This window comes from Rhizobium sp. AC44/96, assembly GCF_001692185.1.
Classification (GTDB): Bacteria; Pseudomonadota; Alphaproteobacteria; order Rhizobiales; family Rhizobiaceae; genus Rhizobium.
In genome coordinates, this window is sequence record NZ_LXKO01000008.1 from 77,827 (window position 1) to 104,101 (window position 26,275).

Annotated in this window: 24 protein-coding genes and 1 tRNA gene; 15 read left to right on the forward strand and 10 right to left on the reverse strand. The window is 60.5% G+C overall.

Annotated features, from left to right (window positions below):
• Positions 1–30 precede the first annotated feature (30 nt).
• Positions 31–444: a helix-turn-helix domain-containing protein gene (locus tag A6U87_RS09555; RefSeq protein WP_065691025.1), complete on the forward strand. Its 414-nt coding sequence runs from the start codon at positions 31–33 to the stop codon at positions 442–444.
• 63 nt (positions 445–507) lie between these two features.
• Here A6U87_RS09555 and A6U87_RS09560 read toward each other — a convergent pair whose 3' ends face one another.
• From A6U87_RS09560 to A6U87_RS09590, 7 genes are all read right to left on the reverse strand, one after another.
• Entirely contained in the window at positions 508–1,143 is a 636-nt protein-coding gene (locus A6U87_RS09560; RefSeq protein ID WP_065691026.1) for a 2,3-bisphosphoglycerate-dependent phosphoglycerate mutase, read from the reverse strand.
• 21 nt (positions 1,144–1,164) lie between these two features.
• The gene (dapB, locus tag A6U87_RS09565) at positions 1,165–1,989 is read right to left on the reverse strand and encodes a 4-hydroxy-tetrahydrodipicolinate reductase (RefSeq protein WP_065691027.1); all 825 of its coding nucleotides are present in this window, start codon (positions 1,987–1,989) and stop codon (positions 1,165–1,167) included.
• 22 nt (positions 1,990–2,011) lie between these two features.
• Positions 2,012–3,799: an ABC transporter ATP-binding protein gene (locus tag A6U87_RS09570; protein ID WP_065691028.1), complete on the reverse strand. Its 1,788-nt coding sequence runs from the start codon at positions 3,797–3,799 to the stop codon at positions 2,012–2,014.
• 93 nt (positions 3,800–3,892) lie between these two features.
• Positions 3,893–4,918 (reverse strand): glucokinase, encoded by a 1,026-nt coding sequence (locus A6U87_RS09575; protein WP_065691029.1) that lies wholly within the window; start codon positions 4,916–4,918, stop codon positions 3,893–3,895.
• 25 nt (positions 4,919–4,943) lie between these two features.
• Positions 4,944–5,327, reverse strand: a complete 384-nt coding sequence (locus A6U87_RS09580) for a methylglyoxal synthase (RefSeq protein ID WP_065691030.1) — start codon at positions 5,325–5,327, stop codon at positions 4,944–4,946.
• Between the two features lie 95 nt (positions 5,328–5,422).
• Positions 5,423–6,487, reverse strand: coding sequence for a penicillin-insensitive murein endopeptidase (gene mepA / locus A6U87_RS09585; protein ID WP_065691031.1), 1,065 nt, complete (start codon positions 6,485–6,487; stop codon positions 5,423–5,425).
• 129 nt (positions 6,488–6,616) lie between these two features.
• Complete coding sequence (locus A6U87_RS09590) at positions 6,617–7,189, reverse strand: hydrolase (protein WP_065691101.1); 573 nt, start codon at positions 7,187–7,189, stop codon at positions 6,617–6,619.
• Between the two features lie 51 nt (positions 7,190–7,240).
• On the opposite strand from A6U87_RS09590, the gene A6U87_RS09595 reads away from it, so the two are divergent.
• The 10 genes from A6U87_RS09595 (at position 7,241) to A6U87_RS09640 (ending at position 19,666) form a co-directional block, all read left to right on the forward strand.
• A complete protein-coding gene (locus A6U87_RS09595) occupies positions 7,241–7,855 on the forward strand; it encodes a TetR/AcrR family transcriptional regulator (protein WP_065691032.1) in 615 nt (204 codons plus the stop codon).
• 121 nt (positions 7,856–7,976) lie between these two features.
• Positions 7,977–9,812 carry an extracellular solute-binding protein gene (locus A6U87_RS09600; RefSeq protein WP_065691033.1) on the forward strand — a complete coding sequence of 612 codons (1,836 nt, stop codon included), beginning with the start codon at positions 7,977–7,979 and terminating at the stop codon, positions 9,810–9,812.
• A gap of 159 nt (positions 9,813–9,971) precedes the next feature.
• Entirely contained in the window at positions 9,972–11,066 is a 1,095-nt protein-coding gene (locus A6U87_RS09605) for a microcin C ABC transporter permease YejB (protein WP_065691034.1), read from the forward strand.
• Positions 11,066–12,214: an ABC transporter permease gene (locus tag A6U87_RS09610; protein WP_065691035.1), complete on the forward strand. Its 1,149-nt coding sequence runs from the start codon at positions 11,066–11,068 to the stop codon at positions 12,212–12,214. The genes A6U87_RS09605 and A6U87_RS09610 overlap by 1 nt, the downstream gene beginning before the upstream one ends.
• Entirely contained in the window at positions 12,211–13,848 is a 1,638-nt protein-coding gene (locus A6U87_RS09615) for an ABC transporter ATP-binding protein (protein WP_065691036.1), read from the forward strand. The genes A6U87_RS09610 and A6U87_RS09615 overlap by 4 nt, the downstream gene beginning before the upstream one ends.
• Positions 13,849–13,856: 8 nt before the next feature.
• Positions 13,857–14,816, forward strand: coding sequence for a glyoxylate/hydroxypyruvate reductase A (locus A6U87_RS09620; protein ID WP_065691037.1), 960 nt, complete (start codon positions 13,857–13,859; stop codon positions 14,814–14,816).
• A 142-nt stretch (positions 14,817–14,958) separates the two neighbouring features.
• Positions 14,959–16,263, forward strand: a complete 1,305-nt coding sequence (pncB, locus tag A6U87_RS09625; RefSeq protein ID WP_065691038.1) for a nicotinate phosphoribosyltransferase — start codon at positions 14,959–14,961, stop codon at positions 16,261–16,263.
• Between the two features lie 198 nt (positions 16,264–16,461).
• Positions 16,462–17,112 (forward strand): glycosyltransferase family 25 protein, encoded by a 651-nt coding sequence (locus A6U87_RS09630; protein WP_158007265.1) that lies wholly within the window; start codon positions 16,462–16,464, stop codon positions 17,110–17,112.
• 94 nt (positions 17,113–17,206) lie between these two features.
• Positions 17,207–18,223, forward strand: a complete 1,017-nt coding sequence (locus A6U87_RS09635; RefSeq protein ID WP_065691039.1) for a DUF4105 domain-containing protein — start codon at positions 17,207–17,209, stop codon at positions 18,221–18,223.
• A gap of 276 nt (positions 18,224–18,499) precedes the next feature.
• A complete protein-coding gene (locus A6U87_RS09640) occupies positions 18,500–19,666 on the forward strand; it encodes a GNAT family N-acetyltransferase (protein WP_065691040.1) in 1,167 nt (388 codons plus the stop codon).
• 52 nt (positions 19,667–19,718) lie between these two features.
• Here A6U87_RS09640 and A6U87_RS09645 read toward each other — a convergent pair whose 3' ends face one another.
• The 3 genes from A6U87_RS09645 to A6U87_RS09655 all read right to left on the reverse strand — a co-directional run bounded on the left by A6U87_RS09645 (position 19,719) and on the right by A6U87_RS09655 (position 21,708).
• Positions 19,719–20,501 carry a TIM barrel protein gene (locus A6U87_RS09645; protein WP_083199338.1) on the reverse strand — a complete coding sequence of 261 codons (783 nt, stop codon included), beginning with the start codon at positions 20,499–20,501 and terminating at the stop codon, positions 19,719–19,721.
• 162 nt (positions 20,502–20,663) lie between these two features.
• Positions 20,664–21,383 carry a L,D-transpeptidase gene (locus tag A6U87_RS09650; protein WP_244499458.1) on the reverse strand — a complete coding sequence of 240 codons (720 nt, stop codon included), beginning with the start codon at positions 21,381–21,383 and terminating at the stop codon, positions 20,664–20,666.
• Positions 21,384–21,618: 235 nt separating this feature from the next.
• A tRNA-Ser gene (locus A6U87_RS09655) sits at positions 21,619–21,708 on the reverse strand.
• Positions 21,709–21,936: 228 nt separating this feature from the next.
• Here A6U87_RS09655 and A6U87_RS09660 point away from each other — a divergent pair.
• From A6U87_RS09660 to A6U87_RS09675, 4 genes are all read left to right on the forward strand, one after another.
• Positions 21,937–22,254, forward strand: a complete 318-nt coding sequence (locus tag A6U87_RS09660; protein ID WP_065691042.1) for a hypothetical protein — start codon at positions 21,937–21,939, stop codon at positions 22,252–22,254.
• Between the two features lie 333 nt (positions 22,255–22,587).
• Positions 22,588–23,580 carry a BMP family protein gene (locus A6U87_RS09665; RefSeq protein WP_065691043.1) on the forward strand — a complete coding sequence of 331 codons (993 nt, stop codon included), beginning with the start codon at positions 22,588–22,590 and terminating at the stop codon, positions 23,578–23,580.
• A gap of 69 nt (positions 23,581–23,649) precedes the next feature.
• Positions 23,650–25,161 carry an ABC transporter ATP-binding protein gene (locus A6U87_RS09670; protein ID WP_065691044.1) on the forward strand — a complete coding sequence of 504 codons (1,512 nt, stop codon included), beginning with the start codon at positions 23,650–23,652 and terminating at the stop codon, positions 25,159–25,161.
• 7 nt (positions 25,162–25,168) lie between these two features.
• Positions 25,169–26,272, forward strand: a complete 1,104-nt coding sequence (locus tag A6U87_RS09675; RefSeq protein ID WP_065691045.1) for an ABC transporter permease — start codon at positions 25,169–25,171, stop codon at positions 26,270–26,272.
• The last annotated feature ends 3 nt before the right edge of the window (positions 26,273–26,275 follow it).

A 26,275-nucleotide genomic window follows, 5' to 3' on the forward strand; every position in this document is an offset into this window, starting at 1 on the left:
GAAGGCACCCAAAGGAGCTATACATACCTAATGGTAACGTACATCGACGATGGTACATTCGATTTTTGCGAGACGCTGACCGACGCGCAGGATGCGCTGGCCCGCGAGATGCTGGAACGCGCCAGCGCCAAATGGCCGCTGCGAGTGATGCACATCCTGGCGGAGGCCAAGGGTCCCTTGCGCTTTTCGCGGGTTCTGGAGCGGGTCGAGGGGATCAGCCAGAAGGTGCTGACGCAGACGCTTCGGACGCTCGAAAGCGACGGCCTGGTGACGCGGACGCTCTATCCGCAGGTGCCCCCACGGGTCGAATATGAACTGACGCCGCTCGGCGGCGAGCTTCTCGTGGAGGTGGTGACGCTCTGGCAATGGATCGCCAATCGCCTGCCTGACTTCGAGGCGGCGCGGAAGAGGGCGCCTCAGGCTACTGACACGTCAAAAGGCTGAAAAGCCAATACCGTCAGGTTGGAAAAGCGCCGCGCAGCAAACGATGCGCGGCGCAATCGATGTTTAGTGCGCGCCTGACATGTCGCCGAGCACTTCCTTGGAAGCAACGGTGGAGTCGGCGTTGAGCTTGTAGACCATCGGAACGCCGGTCGCGAGGTTGACACCGAGGATCTGTTCCTTGGTGAGCTTGTCGAGGACCATGACCAGCGAGCGCAGCGAGTTGCCGTGGGCGGCGACCAGCACCTTTTCGCCACGCAGGACGCGGGGCAGGATTTCAGTCAGGTAGTACGGCCAGACGCGAGCGCCGGTGTCACGCAGGCTTTCACCACCAGGAGGCGGTACATCGTAGGAACGGCGCCAGATATGGACCTGCTCCTCGCCCCACTTGGCGCGGGCGTCGTCCTTGTTGAGGCCGGAGAGATCGCCGTAGTCGCGCTCGTTCAGGGCCTGATCCTTGATCGTCTGAAGGCCCGGCTGACCGACGTTGTCGAGGATAATCTTCAACGTGTCCTGGGCGCGCTTCAGATCGGAGGTGAAGGCGATGTCGAACTTGATGCCGTAATCTGCCAGCGCCTTGCCGCCGGTGTTGGCTTCCTGAACGCCGAGCTCGGTCAGTTCGGGGTTCTTCCAGCCGGTGAAAAGGTTCTTGAGGTTCCAGTCGCTCTGGCCGTGGCGAACGAGGACGAGGGTACCGCTCATGAAAGATGCCTCCAAAATAGATCAGTGTTGGGAAAGCCCGAGTACGTCGAGCATGGAATAGAGACCGGGTTTCTTGTCGCGCGCCCAAAGGGCGGCCTTGATGGCGCCGCGCGCAAAGATCGAACGATCGCCCGCGCTGTGCGACATGGTGACCAGCTCGCCTTCGCCGGCGAAAACGACCGAATGTTCGCCGATGACCGAGCCGCCGCGCAGCGTGGCAAAACCGATCGTGCCAGCTTCGCGCGGGCCTGTGTGGCCATCGCGGACGCGTACGGAATGGGTGGCGAGATCGATGCCGCGCCCCTTGGCAGCCGCTTCACCCAGAAGCAGCGCGGTGCCCGAGGGGGCATCGACCTTGCGCTTGTGGTGCATTTCGAGAACTTCGATATCCCAATCGGCGGGATCGAGCGCGCGCGCGGCCTGTTCGACCAGGACGCTCAAGAGATTGACGCCGAGGCCCATGTTGCCCGACTTGACGATGCGGGCGTGGCGTGCGGCAGCTGCGATCTTCGCCTCGTCCTCGGTCGAGCAGCCTGTCGTGCCGATGATATGGACGATGCGGGCCTGAGCCGCGAGTGCTGCAAATTCGTTGGTCGTTGCCGGCGTGGTGAAATCGAGAACACCGTCTGCATGCAGGAAAGCCGCCAGCGGATCGTCGCCAATGATGATGCCGTTCGGGCCGAGGCCCGCGATTTCGCCGGCATCCTTGCCGACGAAAGCCGAGCCCGGGCGGGCGACGGCGGCATGCAGCGTCACGCCATCGATCTCGTGGACCAACCGAATGAGCGCCTGCCCCATGCGACCTGCTGCACCAACCACCACCAGCTTCATCGCAGCATCGCTCATCTCAGGCTGTCCTAAATTTCTATCAGTTCGTATCCGAGGCCGCGGGCCTCTGCAGATTGTTGAGGCGAGCGTAGAGACCGTCACGGCGCTGCGCAAGCGCCTCATGATTGCCCTCTTCGACCACGCGGCCCTGCTGCATCACGACGATCTTGTCGGCGCGCACCACTGTCGACAGCCGGTGGGCGATGACGACCACGGTGCGGCCGGTCATGGCTTCGTCAAGCGCCTTCTGCACCGCCGCTTCCGATTCCGTATCGAGCGCCGAGGTGGCTTCGTCGAGCAGCAGGATCGGCGCATTGCGCACCAGCGCACGCGCGATTGACAGGCGCTGGCGCTGGCCGCCCGAGAGCGTCACGCCGTTCTCGCCGACCGGCGTGTCATAGCCTTCCGGCTGGGCGAGAATGAAATCATGCGCATAGGCGAGGCGTGCAGCCTCCTCGATTTCTGCGTCGGTCGCCGTCGGGCGGCCGTAGCGGATGTTGTCACGGATCGAGCCTTCGAACAGGTACGGCTGCTGCGAGACATAGGCCAGTTGCTCGCGTAGCGACTGCTTGGTCACATGCGCGATATCCTGACCGTCGATCATGATTTGCCCGGACTTCGGATCGTAGAAGCGCGGAATGAGATTGATGATCGTCGACTTGCCCGCACCAGACGGGCCGACCAGCGCGGTCGTCTTGCCGCCCTCGGCGACAAAATTGACGCCGTTCAGAACGTCGTCGTTGCCATAGGCAAAAGCCACGTCGCGCAGCTCGATCCGGGCTTCCGTCACCACCAGCGGCTTGGCATCCGGCAGGTCGCGCTGGCGTGGCTGCATGTCGAGGAGCTCGTAGATCATGCGCGCGTTGACAGCGGCGCGCTCCATCTGCACCTGCAGTTTCGCCAAGCGGCGGGCCGGGTCATAGGCAAGCAGCAGCGCCGTGACGAAGGAGAAGAACGCGCCCGGCGGCACGTTGTTATAGATCGCTCGGTACGCTGCATAAGCAAGCACGCTGGCGACGGCGAGGCCGGCAAAGCTCTCGGTCATCGGCGCGTTGCGCTCCGAAAGGCGCGCGATCTTGTTGGAGCGGCCTTCGGCAGCCGCGATGATCTTGTTGATCTTGCGTTCCAGCTCGGCTTCCATCGTAAACGCCTTGACGATGGAGATCCCCTGAATTGTCTCTTGCATCGCGCCAAGCACGTGGCTGTTCAGGTGGATCGACTCCTTGGTGACCTGACGCAGGCGCTTCGAAAGGTAGCGCAGTGCCAGCAACAGGGGCGGCGCAAGGACCAGCACGGCACAACTGAGCAACGGATCCTGGTAAACCATCACGCCGAGCAACGAGACGAAAGTCAACATGTCACGCGCGGTCGACGTGACTGTCAGGTTGAGGACGTCGCGGATACCGCTGACATTCTGGCTGACCTGTGCCGCGATCCGCGCCGATCTCGCTTCGGTAAAAAAACCGACGGATAGTGTCATCAGATGCGCATAGAGGCGCCGCTGGTAGCGCGCAACGATGTTGTTGCCGATCTTCGAAAGCGTCACCGCCTGGATGTAGCCAGCAAAGCCGCGCAGCACGAAGGCGACGAAGATCGACAGACAGATGATCCAGACGACATCGGCGCGGCGATTGGCGAAGGCTTCGTCAATAACCGACTTCATGATCCAGGCTGTAAACGACGTCGATAGCGCGACAATCACCAGGCAGACAATAGCGATCGCATAGCCCCAGATGTGGTCGCGGCCATTTTCAGCGATGACGCGTTTCAGAACAGCCGTGACCGTACTGCTATCAATATGGCTCGGCGAGGTGTCGGGTGAAGGCAAAAATCTGGCTTCCTGTCTCGGACAAGCAAGCCGCAATGCGGCCTGCGCTCGTGCGGCTCTATAGAGAATTGGCGCCGGTTTGGCTAGAGTAGCCTAGCGCTGCCAGCGGCGGCCGTCGGTTGATACACCAAAGCTCTCCGGTTTGCGGGCATAGGAAGACAAGCCGGCCAGCGCCGCGAGAGGATGGGTAACGACGTAGGTCGGGATGGTCGACAGTAGAGCGGAATGCGGCGCCTTGTCTTCGAAGGCGGCCCGGAACTCGGGCTTCATCAAGGCCGGCAAGATCTTCTGGGAGATGCCACCGGAGAGGAACACGCCGCCCCGCGCCATGAAAATCATGGCCATGTCGCCAGCGACACGGCCGAGATAGGTCGAAAACAGCGCGATCGTCTCAATGGCCACGTGATCGGTTCCGGCCAGCGCGTGTGACGTTATGTCTGCCGGATCGGTGTAAACCGGATCGATGCCATCGGCAATGCAGATGGCGCGATAGAGGTTGACGATACCGCGGCCGGAGAGGATCTGCTCGGCAGACACGCGACCCTCGATCGTCTCGACATGCGGAAATATCTGCAGATCGCGCCTGGTGCGCGGCCCCAGATCAACGTGCCCACCTTCCCCAGGAACAGGAATCCAGGTGTTTCGCGCGTGAATGAGGCTGCCGACCCCCAGGCCGGTGCCGGGCCCAAGCACGACGCGGGAGGCCACCATCTCGCCTGATGCATTGCCGAGACGCTGCCGGTTCTCGTCCGAGAGATCGGCGATCGCCAGGGCCTGAGCCTCGAAATCGTTGACAACAAGAACGTCCTCGAAGCCGAGGCCCTCGATCATCGTCTTAGGGCGAACGATCCAGTCACAGTTCGTCAGGGGAATTTCGTCATCGCTGATCGGGCCCGCGACTGCCAGAATGGCCGAGCGCGGCTTGACCGCGCTCTTTTCGAGAATGGTTACGCGGATGGCATCATCGATCGTTTCGAACTCGGCCGTGCGGACATTCGGGAAGTTGACCTGTTCCGCGCCAGCATCTGCAATGATGGCAAAGCGGGCGTTGGTCCCGCCGATATCGCCGATCAGGATCGGGAAAGGCATAGAGGCTTCGCTTTTGTCGAGCTGGTGCATGGCAGGTTCCGTTGATGCGCGCCGGTTAAGCGTGAAGATTTGCGATCAGCCTGTCGGCCGTCGCTTCGTTGAGTGCCATTGGAATATCATAGACGATGGCAAGTCGCATTAGCGCCTTGACGTCGACATCGTGGGGCATCGGGGTCAAAGGATCGACGAAGAAAATCAGCGCATCGACCTCACCGGTCGAAATCAAGGCGCCAATCTGCTGGTCGCCGCCGAGCGGGCCGCTCTTCAAGCGTGTCACGTCGAGGTCTGGGGCGGCGTCCAAGACGCGGCCGCCGGTCGTGCCAGTGGCGACGATTTTCCAGTTCGTCGCCAGCGTCTCGCGATTGCGGCGAGCGAACTCGGCCATGTCGTCCTTCTTCTGGTCATGCGCAATCAATGCGAGGCATTTGCCACTGGCCATAAAAGGAGACCTCCATTCGAAAATTCAATCGATTTGAGCGCTTCTATACGAAGAGACTTGGCTTTGAAAGAGTACCCAAAGCCAAGATTTCAACCTTACGGCTTGTCATCCGGCACAGGGCCGATCGCGGGCAGTGCATCGTCCGATGCGGCTGCGGGTTCGGCGGCGGGAGCAACGGTCAGCGCTTCTGCCGCGGACGCACCACCGTACGTTGCGGCCCGAACCGACGCGACCGATGGCGCGGCCAAAACGGCGGCGCATGCGTTCGGCAGGTCCGAGACCATCACCTCACGCGGCTTGACGGGTTTAGTGCCGGGCTTGGGCGGCTTCGGAGCGGCCCAGGGCTCCTTGGTGAACCACCACGCCAGCGATTTATCGCAACCGTCACCGGCGGCAACCGGCGCCTGGGCCTTGCATCCAGCGACGCCGGGCGGGCACTTCAAGCGGATATGGAAATGCGAGTCATGCCCGTATTCGGGGCGAAGCTTGCCGAGATTGGTGCGATCGCCAGTCCAGGTGTCGCACATCTTCTTCTTGATGGCCGGATTGACGAAGATGCGCTCGACCTGCGGATAGCTCGCCGCGCGCATGAGTAGACGGGCGCGTGAGTCACTCCAGACGTTCGGATTGATCGTCAGGAAGGCCTCCTTCTGCAGCATGGTGGTGAATGGCAAGGTTTCGCGTTCGTCGGCGCTCATCCGGTGCGACGGCATCGGCGTAAGCCAGATGTCGGCATCAAGACCAATCTGGTGGGAGGCGTGGCCATTGAACATCGGTCCGCCGCGCGGTTGGGAGATGTCGCCGACAAGGAGACCCGGCCAGCCGTCATACCTTGCGGCGTCGCGCGAAAGCTGCTCCAGCAAGGCAATGGTCGCGGGGTTCCCCCAGCGCCGGTTGCGCGAGAGGCGCATCGCCTGCCAGTTGGGCCCATCGGTCGGCAACGCCACAGCGCCGGCCATGCAGCCTTTGGCATAAAAGCCGTAAGGCTGCGCCGGGCCCTGCGTCGGCAACGCAACACCGCCAAAGATGGCCTTGGCGCTGCCCGGGCTCGGCTGCTTCTGTTGGGCGGCGACATCGCCGGCGATCAGGCTTGCGCCTATCGTGCCGGCGAGCGCCAATTTACCGATTGCGTGGAAAGTCTGGGCGATGCGGAAAGCCATGCCATGTCCTGAACTGCTGTCGACCGGGGTCGAGTGATTTGCCTTGGAATCTATCGTGAAAAGCAACTTTGGTGAATCGATGTTTTCAACGACGATCTCGCGCCGACAGAGTCAGGCAGCAGCTAGGTTTCAGTTATTGGCCAGAATTTCGGCCGTCTTTCGGACGCGGGCAAGGCGCGGGAATATCCGCTCGCAAGCAAAGGCGTGCATTTCGGCCGAGAAGGTCGTCGTCGCATCTTCGACGGCCAAAACCGCATAGTTGTGCGCAAACGCATCGCGGATCGTGGCCTCGACACCGAAATTCGTGGCGATCCCGGTTAGAATGACCGTCTTTATGCCGCGACGGCGAAGCTGGAGATCAAGCTCGGTGCCATAGAACGCGCTCCACTGATGCTTGGTAATGCGAACATCAGGGGTTAGCGCCGCAATTTCCGGTGGCTCGCGAAGGGCTTCAGGCGGCAGGCCACCTTGCGGGAAGGCGATCGGCTCGTCGGTCGGCTGGTTGACAGCATCCGCATAGTCCGTTGAGAATCCGATCGTGACGAAAATGGTCGTTCCGCCAGCAGCCTTGAGGGCCTTGGCGATCTCGGCTGTGTTGTCGATGACTTGCTGAGAGGAATGGGGCGCAACGGGTCTGGTGATGATAAAGCCCTGCAGATCGATAGAGATCAGGGCTGTTGTCTTGGGATCATAAAGGGACATGAAAGGCTCCGGGATAAACATGAGGATATCCTCACAATTGGAAATATGAGGATGCCCTCACAAAAATCAAGCGCTGACACTGCAAATCGTTCACCCAAACAGCAGAGGGGCCGTGAACGCGTGGCCATCCTGACGGAAGCCGCGGCCAAGGTCTTCGTCGAAAAAGGCTATGAAGCTGCGACGATGACGGAGATCGCCGCGGAGGCCAAGTCATCGATCGGCTCGCTCTATCAGTTCTTCCCGACCAAGGCGCTGCTGGCCGAAGCACTTCATATCGAACGGCTGCGCCAGCTCAACACGATCCTGCTGGACCTGCAGCACGATGTCGCCGGCAAGCGTGCGGCCGAGATCGGCGAAGAGATTTTCGCGCGGCTGGGCAATTTCCTCGGCGAGTTTCCGGAGTTCCCGGTGCTTGCAGCGCGCCGGGATATCCCCAAGGACCGCAAGGCCAAGTCGCGCGCCGAGCTCCGCGCCAACATTGCCGCGCTCCTCAGGACTGCGGTGCCATCGATCGAACAGGACGTGGATCTCCTGGCCGCCCTCGTGCTTGAACTTTTGCGCATTATCGTCACGGCGGCGTATGACCCCGATATCGCGGGCGACCCGCGCATGGTGACCGAGCTTCGCGGAATGCTGCGCAAGAGGCTGGATGAAGCGACCCCTTGAGCCACGATCGCGGCGGTCCCTCAGTCACGATTTCGCGAACGGGATAAAAACCTGAGCCTCACCTGTTTTTCGCCAGCTTTTCGCCTATTCTCGGCGAAAGCAAAACAATTGGGGCTGGCGAATGGTGCGTGCGTTGTCGAAACTTGGTTTGGTCTTTTCTCTTTTCGGCGCGATCGCCCTGCCTCTGCAAGCAGCGGCCCAGGAGCCTGATTTCCGCATTGGCAGCTCTGTCATCAGTGAACTGAAGTACAAGCCGGGCTTCACGCATTTCGACTACGTCAATCCCGATGCGCCCAAGGGCGGCAATCTCAACCTGTCGACGACAGGCACCTTCGACACGTTCAACCCGCTGCTCAGCAAGGGCGAAACCGTGACGGGGCTGACGCTCGTCTTCGAAACCCTGATGAAATCCGCCGACGACGAGCTTCTCGCCTCGTATGGACTGCTAGCGGAAGGCCTCTCCTACCCCGATGACATATCGAGCGCGACGTTCCGGCTGCGCAAGGAAGCCAAGTGGGCCGACGGGAGCCCGGTGACGCCGGAGGACGTTGTATTCAGCTTCGAGAAATCGAAAGAGCTCAACCCGCTGCTATCCAACTATTACGGGCACGTGGTCAAAGCCGAGAAAACAGGCGAGCGCGACGTGACGTTCACGTTCGATGAAAAGGGCAACAAGGAGCTGCCGAATATTCTTGGCCAGCTGCAGGTCGTGCCGAAGGCGTGGTGGGAAGCCAACGGGCCGGACGGCAAGCCGCGCGACATCACCAAGACGACGCTGGAACCGGTGATGGGGTCGGGACCCTACAAGATCGGCGCCTTCTCCGCAGGCTCCAAGATCAGCTACGAACTGCGTGACGACTATTGGGGCAAGGACGTCAACGTCAATGTTGGCCAGAACAATTTCAAGACCATCGCCTACACCTATTTCGGCGACCGAGACGTCGAGTTCGAGGGCTTCCGCGCGGGCAACGTCGATTTCTGGCAGGAAAACCAGGCGAGCCGCTGGGCCACCGGCTACAACTTCCCGGCCGTCAAGGACGGTCGCATCAAGCGCGAGGAATTGCCGAACTCGCTGCGGGCGACCGGCATCATGCAGGCGATGGTGCCGAACATGCGCCGCGAGATCTTCAAGGACGAGCGGGTACGCGAAGCGCTGAACTATGCCTTCGACTTCGAGGAAATGAACCGCACGGTGTTCTTCGGCGCCTACAAGCGTGTCGACAGCTTCTTCTTCGGCACCGAACTCGCTTCCTCGGGCCTGCCCGAGGGACGCGAGCTTGAGATCCTGCAGGGCCTGAAGGACAAGGTGCCGCCGGAAATCTTCACCACGCCTTACTCCAACCCGGTCGGCGGCGATCCGCAGAAGAGCCGTGACAACCTGCGCAAGGCGATCGCGTTGCTCAAGGAGGCGGGATACTCGATCCAGGGCAACAAGATGGTCAACACCAAGACGGGCAAGCCATTGTCCTTCGAGGTGCTCCTGAGCAGCCCGACCCTGGAACGCGTGGCCGTTCCCTACACCCAGGCGCTGCGCAAGATCGGCATCGACGCGCGCGTGCGCACCGTCGATCCCTCGCAATACACCAACCGCGTCCGCAGCTTCGACTACGACATGATCTGGAATGTCTGGGCCGAGACGATGAACCCCGGCAACGAGCAGGCCGATTACTGGGGCTCGGCCTCGGCCAATCAGCAGGGTTCGCGCAACTATGCCGGTATCGCCGATCCCGCCGTCGATGCCCTGATCAAGATGATCATCTTCGCGCCGAGCCGCGAGGACCAGATCGCGGCGATCAAGGCGATGGATCGCGTGATGCTGGCAAGGCACTATGTCGTGCCGCTCTATTATCGCTCCGACATCCCGATCGCCTATTGGGACAAGTTCGACAGGCCCGCCGAACTCCCGACCTACTCGACCGGTTTCCCCGACGTCTGGTGGTCGAAGACGGCAAAATGAGCGGGCTTGCATTGGCCTAATGGCTGGGCTCCAAATGAGCGATCCGAATCACTTCGGGACGAGATTGCAGAGCCGGGCGAACCGGCAAAGGAAGGCTGGCGGATTGAGCGGCGATAGACTGGACGGACGACACATGAACTCCCTGGAGGCCGCTCGCTGATGGGAGCCTATATTCTTCGCCGCCTGCTTTTGATGATCCCGACCATTATCGGCATCATGGCCATTTCCTTCACGGTCATCCAGTTCGCTCCGGGTGGCCCGGTCGAACAGGTGATCGCGCAGCTGACCGGCGATGCGCAAGGTGCGGACGCCCGGCTTTCCGGCGGTGGCGGCGACCTCATGGGCGGTGGCGGACTTGACGAAGGCGGCTCGAAATATCGTGGCGCCCAGGGGCTCGATCCGGAGCTGATCAAGAAGCTTGAGAAGCAGTTCGGTTTCGACAAGCCACCGCTGACGCGCTTCGGCGAGATGATGTGGAACTATATCCGCTTCGATTTCGGTGAGAGCTTCTTCCGCAACACCACCGTGCTTGCCCTGATCAAGGACAAGTTGCCGGTATCGGCGTCGCTTGGCGTCTGGATCATGATCTTCTCTTACGGGATCTCGATCCCGCTCGGCATCCGCAAGGCTGTGAAGGACGGCTCGACATTCGATGTTTGGACCTCGGGCATCATCATCATCGGTTACGCGGTTCCGAGCTTCCTGTTCGGCATCCTGTTGATCGTGCTCTTTGCCGGTGGATCGTTCTATGACTGGTTCCCGCTGCGCGGCCTCGTCTCCGACAATTTCGACCAGCTCGCCTGGTGGCAAAAGCCGCTCGACTATTTCTGGCACCTGGCACTGCCGCTGATCTCGCTGTCACTGGCCGCCTTCGCGACAACGACGTTGCTGACCAAGAACTCCTTCATCGAGGAGATCAAGAAGCAGTACGTCGTGACGGCGCGGGCGAAGGGGCTGAACGAGCGGCAGGTGCTCTATGGCCATGTCTTCCGCAACGCCATGCTGATCATCATTGCCGGCTTCCCCGGCGCCTTCATCTCCGCCTTCTTCACCGGTTCGCTGCTGATCGAGAACATCTTCTCGCTCGACGGTCTGGGGCGGCTTGGCTACCTCTCGGTGGTCAACCGCGACTATCCGATCGTGTTCGCGACGCTCTACATCTTCTCGCTGCTCGGCCTGTTCGTCAGCCTGATCTCCGACCTGATCTACACATGGATCGATCCGCGCATCGACTTCGAGCGGAGGGACGTGTGATGGACACCGCCGCAAACCCGACGACCGCAACGCCGGTCAAGCCGCCGCGCAAGGGGCTGCTGTCGCCTACCAACGTGCGCCGCTGGAAGAACTTCAAGGCGAACAGGCGTGGCTACTGGTCGCTCTGGCTGTTTCTCGTCCTTTTCGTGCTCACCCTCTTCGCCGAGTTCATTGCCAACGACCGACCGATCGTTGCCTCCTACAAGGGCGAGATCCTGTTTCCGGTGCTGGTCAACTATCCCGAGGAGAAGTTCGGCGGCTTCCTGGCCGAGACCGACTATCGCTCCGACGTGATATCGGACGAGATCAAGGCCAACGGCTGGATGATCTGGCCGCCGATCCGCTACTCCTACCGCTCGGTCAACTCCAACATCCCGCACTCGGCGCCGACCGCGCCTTTCTGGATGATGAGCAAGGAGAAGCGCTGCTCCGGCTATCCGCAAGGTGTCAACGATCCCGGCTGCAGCCTCAGCAATCTCAACTGGCTGGGCACGGACGACCAGGCACGCGATGTGCTTGCCCGCGTGATCTACGGCTTCCGCATTTCGGTGCTGTTCGGGCTGGTGCTGACGATCTGCTCGGCGGTCGTCGGCGTCACGGCTGGTGCGATCCAGGGATACTTCGGCGGCTGGACGGACCTCTTGCTGCAGCGCTTCATCGAGATCTGGTCGTCAATGCCAGTGCTCTACATCCTCTTGATCATCGCCGCGATCCTGCCGCCGGGCTTCTTCGTGCTGCTCGGGATCATGCTGCTCTTCTCATGGGTCGGCTTCGTCGGCGTCGTGCGTGCCGAATTCCTGCGGGCGCGCAATTTCGAATATGTCAGGGCGGCGCGGGCGCTCGGCGTCGGCAACCGCACGATCATGTGGCGGCACCTGCTTCCCAATGCGATGGTGGCGACACTGACCTTCCTGCCTTTCATCCTCTCCGGCTCGATCACCACGCTGACCTCGCTCGATTTCCTCGGCTTCGGCATGCCGCCCGGCTCGCCGTCGCTCGGTGAGATGATCGCCCAGGGCAAGGCCAACCTGCAGGCGCCGTGGCTGGGCCTCACGGCCTTCTTCACCATGTCGATCATGCTGTCGTTGCTGATCTTCATCGGCGAAGCCGTGCGTGATGCCTTCGACCCAAGGAAGACGTTTCAATGAGCGACAAGTCGGAACCATTGCTGTCCGTTCGCGATCTTTCGGTCGCCTTCCATCAGGGCGGAGAAACATCGCTGGCTGTCGATCACGTCTCCTTCGACATTCACAAGGGCGAAGTGGTCGCGCTGGTCGGAGAATCCGGATCGGGGAAATCCGTTTCGGCCAATTCGATCCTGCGTCTGCTCCCCTACCCCTCGGCGAGCCATCCATCGGGTGAGATCTTCTTCAAGGGCAAGGACCTTCTCAAGGCATCCGACAAGGCGTTGCGCGACGTGCGCGGCAACGACATCACGATGATCTTCCAGGAGCCAATGACCTCGCTCAATCCGCTGCACAGCATCGAGAAGCAGATCACCGAAATTCTGGAACTGCACCAGGGAGTGAGTGGTCAGGCGGCGCGAAAGCGGGTGCTCGAACTGCTGAACCAGGTCGGAATCCGCGAGCCGGAAAAGCGCCTGAAGGCCTACCCGCATGAACTATCCGGCGGGCAGCGGCAGCGTGTGATGATCGCCATGGCGCTTGCCAACCGCCCGGAACTTCTCATCGCCGACGAACCGACGACGGCGCTCGACGTAACGGTGCAGGCACAGATCCTCGAATTGCTGCGGCAGCTGAAGGGGCAGCATGGCATGTCCATGCTGTTCATCACCCACGATCTCGGCATCGTTCGGAAATTCGCGGACCGCGTCTGCGTGATGACCAAGGGGAAGATCGTCGAGAACGGATCGGTCGAAGCCGTCTTCAGCAACCCGCAACATGAATACACCCGCCATCTGCTGGCCTCGGAACCCCGCGGCGAACCGCCGCTCGCCGACGACACGAAACCGATCGTCATGCAGGGATCGGACATTCGCGTCTGGTTCCCGATCAAGGCTGGCCTGATGCGCAAGGTCGTCGACCATGTGAAGGCCGTGGACGGTATCGATCTTTCGTTGCGCGCAGGGCAAACGCTCGGCGTCGTCGGCGAATCCGGCTCCGGCAAGACGACGTTGGGGCTGGCGCTCACACGGCTCATTTCGTCCCAGGGACGGATCAGCTTCGTCGGCAAGGATATAAACAGCTATTCGTTCAGCGAGATGCGCCCCCTGCGCAACCAGCTGCAGGTCGTGTTCCAGGATCCCTATGGCTCCCTCAGCCCGCGCATGTCCGTCGGCGACATCATCGCCGAGGGCCTCAAGGTGCATGAGCGATCACTCTCCTACGAAGAGCGCGACCAGCGCGTCTGCTGGGCACTGGAAGAGGTTGGCCTCGATCCTCTCACCCGCTGGCGCTATCCGCACGAATTCTCTGGGGGCCAGCGCCAGCGTATTGCGATCGCGCGCGCGATGGTTCTGAAACCGCGCTTTGTCATGCTGGACGAGCCGACATCGGCGCTGGACATGAGCGTGCAGGCCCAGGTGGTCGATCTCCTGCGTGATCTGCAAAGGAAGCACGACCTCGCCTATCTCTTCATCAGCCACGATCTCAAGGTGGTGAAGGCGCTCGCCAACGACGTCATTGTCATGCGCGCCGGCAAGGTGGTGGAGCAGGGAACGTCCGCCGAAATCTTCCGTGCTCCCAGGGAAGACTATACGAAAGCCCTGATGGCCGCAGCCTTCCACATCGAAGCCGTACCGACCCCCGCGATTCATCAATAAAGAAGATCATGTCCGCAAAACTTCCCGTTCTCGTCGACCTCAAGTTCAATGCCGACGGCGTCGCCCGCATTCTGAAGACCGCGTTCGCGGATCGTGGCAGCATCAACATCGCAGATCCCGCGACGAAGAGGCGTGACCTGAGCGGGCTGGACTACGCGCTGCTGTGGAAGCCCGATGCCGATCTTTTCGAGCGCGCGCCCAATCTCAAGGTCATCTTCTCGGGCGGGGCCGGCGTCGACAGCTTCATGAACCTGCCGGGTCTTCCCGATGTGCCGATCGTCCGTTTCGTCGACCGCAGCCTGACGACGCGCATGAGCGAGTGGGTCGTCATGCAATGCCTGATGCACCTGCGGCAGCAGCACCAGCACGACAAGGATCAGCGCGCCCGCATCTGGGGCAAGCTTATCCCTCCGGAAGCTGCCGAAATTACCGTCGGCATCATGGGACTGGGCGTGCTTGGCCAGGATGCCCTGCACAAATTGAAGATGATGGGATTCAACGTCATCGGCTGGTCGCGCACGGCCAAGCAGATCGACGGCGTCGAGACGTTCGACGCTGCGGGGCTCGATGCCTTCCTGGCAAAGACGGATTTCCTCGTCGGCCTCCTGCCCCTGACGCCGGATACGACTGCGTTCTACAATTCCCAACTGTTTGCCAAACTTCGCCAAGGCGGCGCGCTCGGCAAGCCGATCTTCATCAATGCCGGGCGCGGAAAAAGCCAGGTGCAGGCCGACATCGTTTCTGCGATCGAGACCGGCATCCTCGGCGGCGCATCGCTTGATGTATTCGAGGTGGAGCCGCTTCCCTCGGACCACCCGCTCTGGACCTGCGAGAATGTTTTCATCACGCCACACGACGCGGCAGTCTCAGAAGAGACTGCGCTTTTCCGTCACGTCGAAAAGCAGATTTCGCGTTTTGAGCGCGGAGAAACCCTGCAATTTGTCGTGGACCGCGAGGCAGGCTACTAAACATCCCCTGCCCGAGGTTTCGGATGGCGGTTGATTTGCACTAGACATTATCAACCGTTTTTTCGATAAGAAGGCAAACGAGCCGGTTGCCGTTCGCCGGTTGCCGGCGCACCCCCAATCGGTTTGGGGATGGGTGGAGTTCATGGCAAAGACGGATATTGCACGGCGCGTTTACAATCATGCCTGGAAGCTTGATCCGATCGTCCGTAGCCTGATCGACACCGACTTCTACAAATTGCTGATGCTGCAGATGATCTGGAAGCTCTATCCCGACGTGGATGCGACCTTCACGGTGATCAATCGCACCAAACGCGTGCTTCTCGCCGAAGAGATCGACGAAGGCGAACTGCGCGAACAGCTCGATCACGCGCGCACGCTCAAGCTCTCCAAGAAAGAAACGATCTGGCTGGCGGGTAACAGCTTCTACGGGCGCGCGCAGATTTTCGAGCCGGAGTTTCTCGCCTGGTTCTCGCACTTCCAGCTGCCGGAATACGAACTGTCCAAGCGGGACGGACAGTATGTCCTGGATTTTCACGGCTCGTGGAAAGAGACCACGATGTGGGAGATCCCGGCGCTCGCCATCATCAATGAACTGCGGTCTCGTTCCGCGATGCGCGCCCTTGGCCCCTTCACGCTTGATGTGCTCTACGCCCGCGCCAAGGCGAAGATGTGGGAGAAGGTCGAGCGTCTGCGCGAGCTTCCCGGGCTGCGGATTTCCGATTTCGGTACGCGGCGCCGCCATAGCTTCCTATGGCAGCGCTGGTGCGTGGAAGCGCTGAAGGAAGGGATCGGCCACGCCTTCACGGGCACCAGCAACGTGCTGCTGGCCATGGATTCCGATCTCGAAGCCGTCGGCACCAACGCTCACGAATTGCCGATGGTGGCCGCGGCCCTGGCGCAAACGGACGCGGAGCTTCGCAACGCCCCCTACAAGGTCCTGCGGGACTGGAACAAGCTTTACGGCGGCAATCTTCTGATTGTCCTGCCCGACGCCTTCGGCACGGCCGCATTCCTGCGCGACGCGCCGGAATGGGTGGCGGACTGGACCGGCTTCCGGCCCGATAGCGCTCCGCCGATCGAAGGCGGCGAGAAGATCATCGAATGGTGGAAGAAGATGGGCCGCGATCCCCGTCAAAAGCTTCTGATCTTCTCCGACGGCCTCGACGTCGATGCGATTATCGACACCTACAAGCATTTCGAAGGCCGGGCTCGCATGAGCTTCGGCTGGGGAACCAACCTGACCAACGATTTCGCCGGTTGCGCACCGACGGAGATTTCCGGCCTGAACCCGATTTCGATCGTCTGCAAGGTGAGCGACGCCAACGGCCGGCCGGCGGTCAAGCTTTCCGACAATCCACAGAAGGCCACAGGCGACTCAGCCGAAGTGCAGCGTTACCTGAAGTTCTTCGGCACCGAGGATCGGGTGGACCAGGACGTGCTCGTCTGAGCAGGCCTTCGTGGTGGCGGCCAAAAGGATAATATAATGAGTCGGATGGCAGCCTTGCGGGCAGTATATATTGTAGAATAACGTCCCTATAAAGTATTCGCCCGTATGGGGTCGCACATGCCTGGCCATGTTCTTGATTATTTCGAACGAATCTATGTCATCAACCTTCGATCGAGGCCCGACAGAAAACGCGATCTCATGCGCGAATTCACCGCGATCGGGTTCTCTGCACAGAATGTGAGATGGTTCGAAGCGATCAAGCCGGATGATCGCGGGCCTTTCATGAGCATCGGCGTGCGTGGCTGCTTTCTTAGCCACCTCGGCATTCTCAAGCTTGCGGAGGCAGAAGCCGTCGGCAGCGTTCTCATCCTGGAAGACGACGTGAGTTTCGTAAACGGGTTTTCAGAGCGTCTGACCGGCGTGGTGGAAACGCTTCAATCCGGCGACTGGGACGTTTTCTACGGCGGCGGCGGTACCGAAAGGCAGCATCCTGTTGCGCCCGGACTGGCGCTTGTCGAGCCGCAGGATGGCGTCGGGTGTGCCCACTTCATCGCGTTGCGCGGTTCGGCGATCGGCCCGGTTCGGCAGTACATCGCGGCACAGCTGGCTCGCCCTCACGGAGATCCGGCCGGTGGACCCATGCCTGTCGACGGTTCATACAGCTGGGCACGACGCGCACTCGGCTTGCGCACGCTGATCGCGGCGCCAGAACTTTGCTTCCAGCGTTCGTCCCGCAGCGACATCACCCCCCGTGCGTGGGACAGGATTGGCGGTCTGCGCAACCTGGCAACGCTTTGGCGAAACGTGAAGCAGCGGCTGGACTTGGGCGCCAGAAAGCGCATTGTCTGAGCGGCAGGGCAACGCCCATCCGTGGCCGTTGCGTGTCTGCAGCCTTGGACAAGGCTATATCTGAGGGCATTTCGGCACTTACCCGGAGACAGGATTGCGTCGTGTAGCGTGGGCCATTGTGACTGTTGCCGTCGCACTCCTCATCGCCTTGGGAGTTGCCTGGGCGAGCCTCGCATTGTGGTATCGGCTGCCGGCCCCCGCATTCGGGCGAGGCGTCGCCGCCGGGCTGTTCGCCCTCTTCGGTGCCTTCACAATCACCGCACTCTTCGGCCCGTGGCGCTTCAAGGCGTTTCTCACATTCGCGGCGGTGTTCGGGCTGATTCTGGTCTGGTGGAACACTCTCAAGCCAGTAGAGGAAGCGGCGTGGGCGCCGGATGTCGCCCGTCAAGTGACGGGTGAGTTCAACGGCGACATGCTGACCCTGACCAATGTCCGGGACTTCGACTGGCGCAGCAAGACCGATTTCACCGAACGCTGGGCGACGCGGACCTACGACCTGAGGAAGCTCCGGACGCTCGACATGTTCATGTCCTATTGGGCCGGACCCGAGATGGCCCATGTCATCTTCAGCTTCGGCTTCGAAGACGGCACGCAACTGCCATGGTCGATCGAAGTCCGGCGGCGGGTCGGAGGTGCCTTCTCGCCGCTCGCTGACCTTTTCAAGAGCAACCCGCTGGTGATCATCGCCGCAGACGAGCGCGACGTCGTCGGCGTCCGCTCAAACTTCCGTGGCGAAGATGTTCAGCTCTATCGGCTCGCGGCAACGCCGGATCGGGCACGGGCGCTGCTGCGGGAGTACGTGTCTCAGGCCAACGAGCTTGCCAAGACGCCAAGGTTCTACAATTCGATCACCACCAACTGCACCACGACCGTCGTGAAGATGGCGCGCCTAGTCGGAGATGCCCTGCCGTTCGACTGGCGCCTGATCGTCAATGGCTACTTGCCGGACTACGCTTATGACCACGGCGCACTGGACACATCGGTACCGCTCTCCGCCCTGAAGGCCGCTGCTCATATCGACCAGCGCGCTCGTGACGACGGCCTTTCCGCGAACTTCTCGAAGGCGATACGCGTCGGTGTACCGTCGCCTCTGGCGCCTGAAGGGCCCTGAAATCCACGGGAGACACCCCACTGCCTCAAACGAGGTCCAGTGTGCCGCTGCACGCTATTTGGGAGTAGTCACGCATAAAATCCAACCGCTGGATTTAGGCCAACCCCTCGCCATGACCTCAGAAACGACCATAGGAGGCGCATTGCCGCTGCGACCTGCAATACCGCATTTGGGTTAATCCAAATATATAGTTTGCTAATGTATGATTAACTAAATAAAAAAGTGGACAGGTTTAGTACACATAATGTAGCGATCGCCCACGGATGAACAATCAAAATGCTCAAGCCGAAAGACGTTGCTGGAAAGACATGTGTTGTTGTCACCGACGCTAACCAGATGGCGGAATTAGAGTCGGAGTGGAACGAGTTGTGGCTGAAAGCCAAGGGCTCTTTCTATCAAAGCTACTCGACCGCCTATCACAGCTGGAACGAGATTGCCCGGCCGGCCGGCCGCTCGCTCTTCTGCATCGTTATTCGCGACAACGGCAGATTGACCCTTGTCTTTCCGCTGTTGAAATACCGCAAGGGGCCACTGTGGATGCTCCGTCCTCTTGGCCCCAACGCAGCGGAAGTAACAGACATCCTCGTCGATCCCGATTCCGATTTTCGCGGGAACGTCGGGCTTGCGTGGCAGACGATCGCGCGCGACTCAAAGGCCGACATAATCCATATGCCATTCGTCAAGATCGGATCGCCGCTTGATGAATTCGTCCACACAAGCCACAGCAGCGATGGCGAGATGGACATCGCACCTTTTGCCGACTTGCAGGACCATACGGAATGGGAGGCGTATACGAAAGAAATATTCAGCGCGAATTCCCGGCAACAACTCAAGCGCAAGCGCAAGAAGCTTTCCGAACTCGGCAATCTGGAGTTCGAGGCAGTGAACCCGGTAACCGATCCGGATCACGCGGTCGACTTGATGGACTGGATGTTCAGCCAAAAGAAAGTCTGGGCGGATACGGTCGGCAAGCACGGTGAGTGGCTGTCATCAGAGGCCTACCGGAATTTCATCGCGCGCTGGATTACGGATCCGAAAAACGTCCAAACGATGCGAATCTATGCCGTGCTGATCGACAAGAAGCCAGTGGCAATCACTCTATTTGCCCACGGCGTCTCTCATATGGAATTGATCATCGCCGGCTTCCACTCGGATCCTCAATTCGCCAAATACTCACCGGGGATCGTGCTCGACGAGTTCTGGATGAAGATCGCGTTCGAAAGGCGTCAGGACGTTGATTTCGGCGTGGGAAGCGAGCGGTACAAGCTGTTCTGGTCGCGAAATAACAAAGTTGACGTCGCCAGCTACCATATTCCGCAAACGCTGGTCGGAAACATAACCACGCAATTGTGGCACCTCAATCGTCGCGCCGCTCCCTATGTGGCGAGACATATGAGGCCCATTGTCGATCCAGGGAAAAATCCGTCGGCGCCTCCATCTTGATCCTTCAAGATCCGTGCATAAAACCTTATGCCGCGTTTGGGCGTGAGCCCTCCTAGACGGAGAACGCAGCACGGAAGGCTTCGAGCGCCGCCTCCGGATCGCCGGATGCGAAGGCTTCCATTCCTACCGGGCCGGCATAGCCCATGGCCTTCAACGCGGTCGCAATCCCTTGCCAATTGACCTCGCCTGTCCCTGGTTCCTTGCGCCCCGGAACGTCGGCAACCTGTATCTCGCCTATCCATGGAAGGCATTTCCGGCACAGTTCTATCAGGTTTCCCTCGCCGATCTGCGCGTGGTAGAGGTCGAGATTGAGCCGCAGGCGCTCATGGTCCACGCTGGAGACCAGGGCAAGCGTATCTTCGGCGCGCCCGAAGGGCACGCCCGGATGATCGACGGGCAGGTTGAGGTTCTCGAGAGTGAACGTGACATTCTCTTCGTCGGCCAATTCAACGATGCGGCACAGCGTCTCGCGCGCCTTCAGCCACATCGGCCCGGTGACCACTTCAACGGGCTGAACCGGCAGACCACCCTCGCCAAGACCCGTTCCATGGAGATTGAGGCGTTGGACACCCAGCCGCTTGCCGACCCGCGCCGTTTCGCGTGCCGTCTTCAGCAGTTGGGCGGCGCCTTCATCATCGGTGAGGCTGCCCTGGAGATACCCGTTCATGATCGTGAAGGTGGCGCCAGTTGCTTCCAGCTTCGCCAAGTCATGTTCCGGCCAGTTCCAGAGGCCGACGCCAAAGCCAAGCTCTTTCAGCCGGCTCGCGCGCCATTCGATCGGCCGATCGCGCCAGAGCATCTCGGCACAAGCGGCCAGTTGGAATGGCGAATTCATGGTGTCCTCCGCGTCAGGTCTCTCTTCGGCGCGCACCATAGCCTTGTCTTCGGAAACTGCGCAACATCGCCGCCACGCTCCTGCGTTGCTGCAAGGCGCGGATTGTCCGCGTCGCTTCGCGCAGTTCCCGATAGTCTTCCGATCAGTCGACTCGCGGCTTAACTATTTGACCACGAGCGTCGCCTTGCCCTTCACCCGATCGTAGAGGTCGATGACGTCCTGATTGAACATCCGCACACAGCCAGACGACGCATTCTTGCCGATCGTCTGCCACTCCGGCGATCCATGGATGCGATACAGCGTGTCCTGCCCGTCCTGGAAGATATAGAGAGCCCGCGCGCCCAAGGGGTTTTGCGGCCCGGAGGGCATGCCCTGCTTCCATTGCTCCAGCTTGGGATTGCGACCGATCATCGAAGGCGTCGGCGTCCAAGTCGGCCATTTCCGCTTCCATTGGATGATGGCGCGCCCCTTCCAGGCCCGGCCCTGCGCACCGAGACTGACACCATACCGGATCGCCCGACCATCCTTCAGAATGAAGTACAAGAATTTCGCCTCGGTATCGACCACGATCGAGCCGGCGGGCTCGTCGCTCTCATAGTCGACCTCCTGGCGAAGATAACGTGGATCGACCTTGGCATATTCGATCGACGGGAGACGATAATCGCTTTCATCTAGGCCAGCATAGATCAGCGGGTAGTCTGGCCTATCGACGGGGCGCTCGGGCTTGGACACGGCGGCCTCGGCAGCCGGCACCGCGGTTTCGACCGCGGGCGGCGTGGGCATGGCGACATCGATCGGCTGGTCGGGAAGTTGCGTACAGGACGCAAGAAGCGAAACGCCGACCGCTGCCATCAGCGGCCGAAGAATGGAATGCGAATGCAATTTTTAAGGTATCCGAATGAGAGAGGTAATCTGTGATCCTCCTCTGGCCGTTCATCGGTGACCAAATTGTGTTCACTGGAGGAAATACAGGGAAGCTTCCCGAGGGTTCAGCCCAAGCTGTTGATTGGGCGCAACAGCGGAAGCACATGACGAGCAAACGGCCACGGGAAGAACTCTGCAGCCGCTGAAGGCAGCGCCGGCATGACGAAAGATAATGGCTACTCTCTGGAGAAAGTGGCGGACAAGGTGGGATTCGAACCCACGGTACGCTTTCACGTACACACGCGTTCCAGGCGTGCGCCTTAAACCACTCGGCCACCTGTCCTGCTGCTTGATTTGACACCCTTGGGCGCAAATCGTTGGAACGGCGCGATATATACCGAGGAATTTTCAGGGATCAACCTAAATCTAACAGTTTTTTGACTTCTTCCGGTAAAAGTGCCGGGAAGGCCGCCATTGCGGTTCCACCGGTCTGTCGTTATCGTGCAGACAGGATGGAAAATGGCGCGGCTGACCGGACCTGGTCCGGTGCATTCTATGGCCGGAGAGATCGATGCGTTTCCTGTTGCGTTTGGCAAGTCTTGTTGCATTGGCCGTTGCCGTTATTGCCGGAACGATCGACTCCATCCAGTCCGTTGCAGCCTCTGCCGTGGTGATCACGCCGATGGGCGATGCGTGGGCGGATCTGAGCCCGTCTTCGCTGGATGCCCTTCAATCCTCCATTGCCTACTACATTCATCCGCGCTTCTACACGCTGGCTTTCCAATGGCTGATGCTGCAGCCCGCCTTTGCCGTATTTCTGATCCTGTCGCTGCTCTTGTGGATGGTCGGCTACAAGAAGCCTGCAGTGGCTGGGCGCTTCGCGGCGTAGCTATCCTTGCTCCTGCGAAGGGATCGGCACCGATGAAAAGCCGGTTGCATAGCTGGCCAGTTTCAGTGAACTCCGCATGGCCAAAAGCCACGATCTGACTAGAAAAATCGCAACCAAGCGATGATTTTGCGCAAAAATCAGCCCGCGTGAGCTGATTTTTGGCAATGGCAGCAAATTTTTACCAGCCGAAAAATTTCTCGTGAATTTTCTTTTGAGCCATGCAAGGATGCGCCAAGCCAGGCCTCCGGGGGGAGGTCGGTGGTTCCGCAGACATGCCTGAAAACAGGCTTGCGGGAGGACCCCAAACAATTAGAAACAATAGGGCTGCAACTCATGAAAAAATCCCTTCTGACTCTCCTTGCCGTGGCAGCAATGTCGACGACAGCGCTCGCTGCCGACGTTAAGCCTGCTCTCGTTTACGGCACCGGCGGGAAGTTCGATAAGTCATTCAACGAAGCAGCCTACAACGGCGCCGAAAAGTTCAAGAAGGAAACCGGGATCGCCTATCGCGATTTCGAACCGACCGGCGACACCCAGGGCGAACAGGCCATCCGCAACTTCGCAAGCCGCGGCTTCAACCCGGTTATCGCAGTCTCCTTCGCCTGGACCTCCGCTATCGAGAAGGTCGCAGCCGAATTCCCCGACACGAAGTTCGTGATCGTTGACGCCGTCGTCGACAAGCCGAACGTCCGCTCCGTCGTCTACAAGGAAGAAGAAGGCTCCTTCCTCGTCGGCACGCTGGCCGGACTCGCTTCGAAGACCGGCAAGGTTGGCTTCGTCGGCGGCATGGACATTCCGCTGATCCGCAAGTTCGAATGCGGCTACGAGCAGGGCGCTCGCGCTGCCAACGCCAAGATCGAAGTGTTCCAGAACATGACCGGCACGACCGGTGCTGCCTGGAATGACCCGGTTCGTGGTGGCGAGCTCACCAAGAACCAGATCGACCAGGGTGCGGATGTCATCTACGCGGCAGCTGGCGCAACCGGCCTCGGCGTTCTGCAGACGGCAGCCGACAACAAGAAGCTCTCCATCGGCGTCGACAGCAACCAGAACCACCTTCACCCGGGCTCGGTCCTGACCTCGATGGTCAAGCGCGTTGACCTCGCCGTCTACAACGGCTTCAGCGACGTCAAGGCAGACAAGTTCACCGGTGGTGTTCTGGCGCTCGGCGTCAAGGAAGACGGCGTTGCCGCTGCTATCGACGACAACAACAAGGCGCTGATCACGCCTGAGATGCAGGCTGCGCTCGAAAAGGCCAAGGAAGGCATCATCGCGGGCACCATCAAGATTCACGACTACACGACGGACAACGCTTGCCCGAAGTGATTCGCGACTGAGACGGGCGTATGGTGGAATCTTTTTCGCCATACGCCCTTTTCGTATTTGGAGCCTGCAGTGACAGACACGCCCGCTATCGAACTTGTGGGCATCGACAAAAAATTCGGTGCCGTTCACGCTAACAAGGACATCAACCTCACCGTCGCCAAAGGCACGATCCACGGCATCATCGGGGAAAACGGCGCCGGCAAATCGACGTTGATGTCGATCATCTACGGTTTTTACCACGCCGACCAAGGCGAGATCCGGGTCAACGGCCAAGCCGTAACGATCAAGGACAGCCAGGCGGCAATCGCCGCGGGCATCGGTATGGTGCACCAGCACTTCATGCTGGTCGACAATTTCACGGTGCTCGAGAACATCATGCTCGGTGCCGAGGGCGGAGCCCTGCTCGCCAAGGGCGTGGCATCGGCACGCGCCGAACTCAAGCGGCTGGAAAAGGAATACGGCCTGGAGGTCAACCCGGATGCGCTGATCGAGCAGCTCCCGGTCGGCCTGCAGCAGCGCGTCGAAATCCTCAAAGCCATGTATCGCGGCGCCGAGATCCTGATCCTCGACGAGCCGACCGGCGTTCTCACGCCCGCCGAAGCCGATCACCTGTTCCGCATCCTCAAGGTGCTGCGCGATCAGGGCAAGACAGTCATTCTCATCACCCACAAGCTGCGCGAGATCATGGCGATCACCGATACGGTGTCGGTCATGCGCCGCGGCGAGATGGTGGCTACCCGCAAGACGGCGGAGACGACGGTCGAGGAGCTGGCCGAACTGATGGTTGGCCGCCGTGTGCTGCTCCGCGTCCAGAAGGGCGAGGCCAATCCCGGCAAGGTCATCCTGTCGGTGCGCAATCTGACAGTGAAGGACAACCGCGGCGTCGTCATGGTCGACAACGTGTCCTTCGACGTGCGCGCCGGCGAGATCGTCGGTGTGGCGGGTGTCGCCGGCAACGGACAGTCCGAGTTGTTGGAAGCGATCGCGGGGATCCGCAAGCCGCATTCCGGCGAAATCCTGCTCGACGGCCAGCCGATCGACAAGGCCGATCCGGCGCGGCTACGCGAACTCGGCCTCGCGCATATTCCCGAAGACCGTCACCACATGGGTCTGGTGCTGAAGTTCGAGGAATACGAGAACTCGGTGCTCGGCTATCACCGCAAGCCGGCCTACAGCAAAGGCCCGCTGCTCGATCTCGAGGCAATCCGCAAGGACGCCATGGAGAAGATCGAGAAATACGATATCCGGCCGCCGAACCCACGGCTGAAGACCGCCAATTTCTCTGGCGGCAACCAGCAGAAGATCGTCGTTGCCCGCGAGATCGAGCGCGATCCGACGGCGCTCATCATCGGCCAGCCGACGCGCGGCGTCGATATCGGTGCCATCGAATTCATCCACCGCCGGATCATCGAGATGCGCGACGCGGGCAAGGCGATCCTGCTCGTCTCCGTCGAGCTCGATGAAATCCGCGCCCTTTCAGACCGTATCCTTGTCATGTTCGCCGGCCATATCGTCGGTGAGAAGACGCCCGATGCCGGTGAACAGACCCTCGGCCTGATGATGGCCGGCATTGCCGCGTGAGGCCTTAATGAGCACTGCATCCGTTCCACTACCAAACTGGATCAACTACGGCCTCATCCCGATCCTGAACCTGCTCGTCGCCTTCCTGATCTCGGGCTTCGTCGTCTGGCTGATCGGCGAGAGCCCGCTGGGCGCGCTGTCCCTGTTGATCGAAGGATCACTCGGCAGCGGCGAAGGCATCGGCTTCACGCTGTACTACGCCACAAGCTTCATCTTCACCGGTCTCTCGGTGGCGGTCGCAATCCATGCCGGCCTGTTCAACATCGGCTCGGAAGGTCAGGCCTATCTTGGCGGTCTCGGCTGCGCGCTGGTGGCGCTCGCCCTCGACAACTACGTGCCGTGGTATGTGACCATGCCGGTCGCCGTCGTCGGTGCCGGCCTCTTCGGTGCGGCCTGGGCGTTCATTCCTGCATTCCTGCAGGCCAAGCGCGGCAGCCACATCGTCATCACCACCATCATGTTCAACTATATCGGCGCAGCGCTGATGGTCTATCTCCTGGTGCACGTGCTGATCGTGCCTGGAAAGATGGCTCCGGAGACCCGCACCTTCCTGGAAGGCGGACAGCTGCCGAAGCTCGGCTGGCTGATGAACATGTTCGGGGCAAAGCTCGGTGCGGCGCCCTTCAACGTGTCCTTCATCATTGCGCTGGTCGCTTCCTATTTCGTCTGGCTGCTGATCTGGCGCACCAAACTCGGCTTCGAAATGCGCACGCTTGGCGTCAGCCCGAGTGCCGCAGCCTATGCCGGCATTCCCTATGCGCGCACCGTCATGATCGCCATGCTGCTTTCGGGCGCACTGGCCGGCATGATGGCGCTCAACCCCGTCATGGGCTCTTCAGCGCGCCTGCAGGTGGAGTTCGTTGGCGGCGCCGGTTTCGTCGGCATTGCCGTGTCGCTGATGGGTCGAAACCATCCCGTCGGGATCGTTCTGTCGGCAATCCTCTTCGGCATCCTTTATCAGGGTGGTGATTGGATCTCCTTCGAGATGCCGAACATCACCCGCGAGATGATCCTCGTCATCCAGGGTCTCGTCATCCTGTTTGCCGGTGCTCTCGAATACATGTTCCGTCCAGCGCTCGTGCGCGTCTACCAACAATTCAAACGCGCGTAAGGG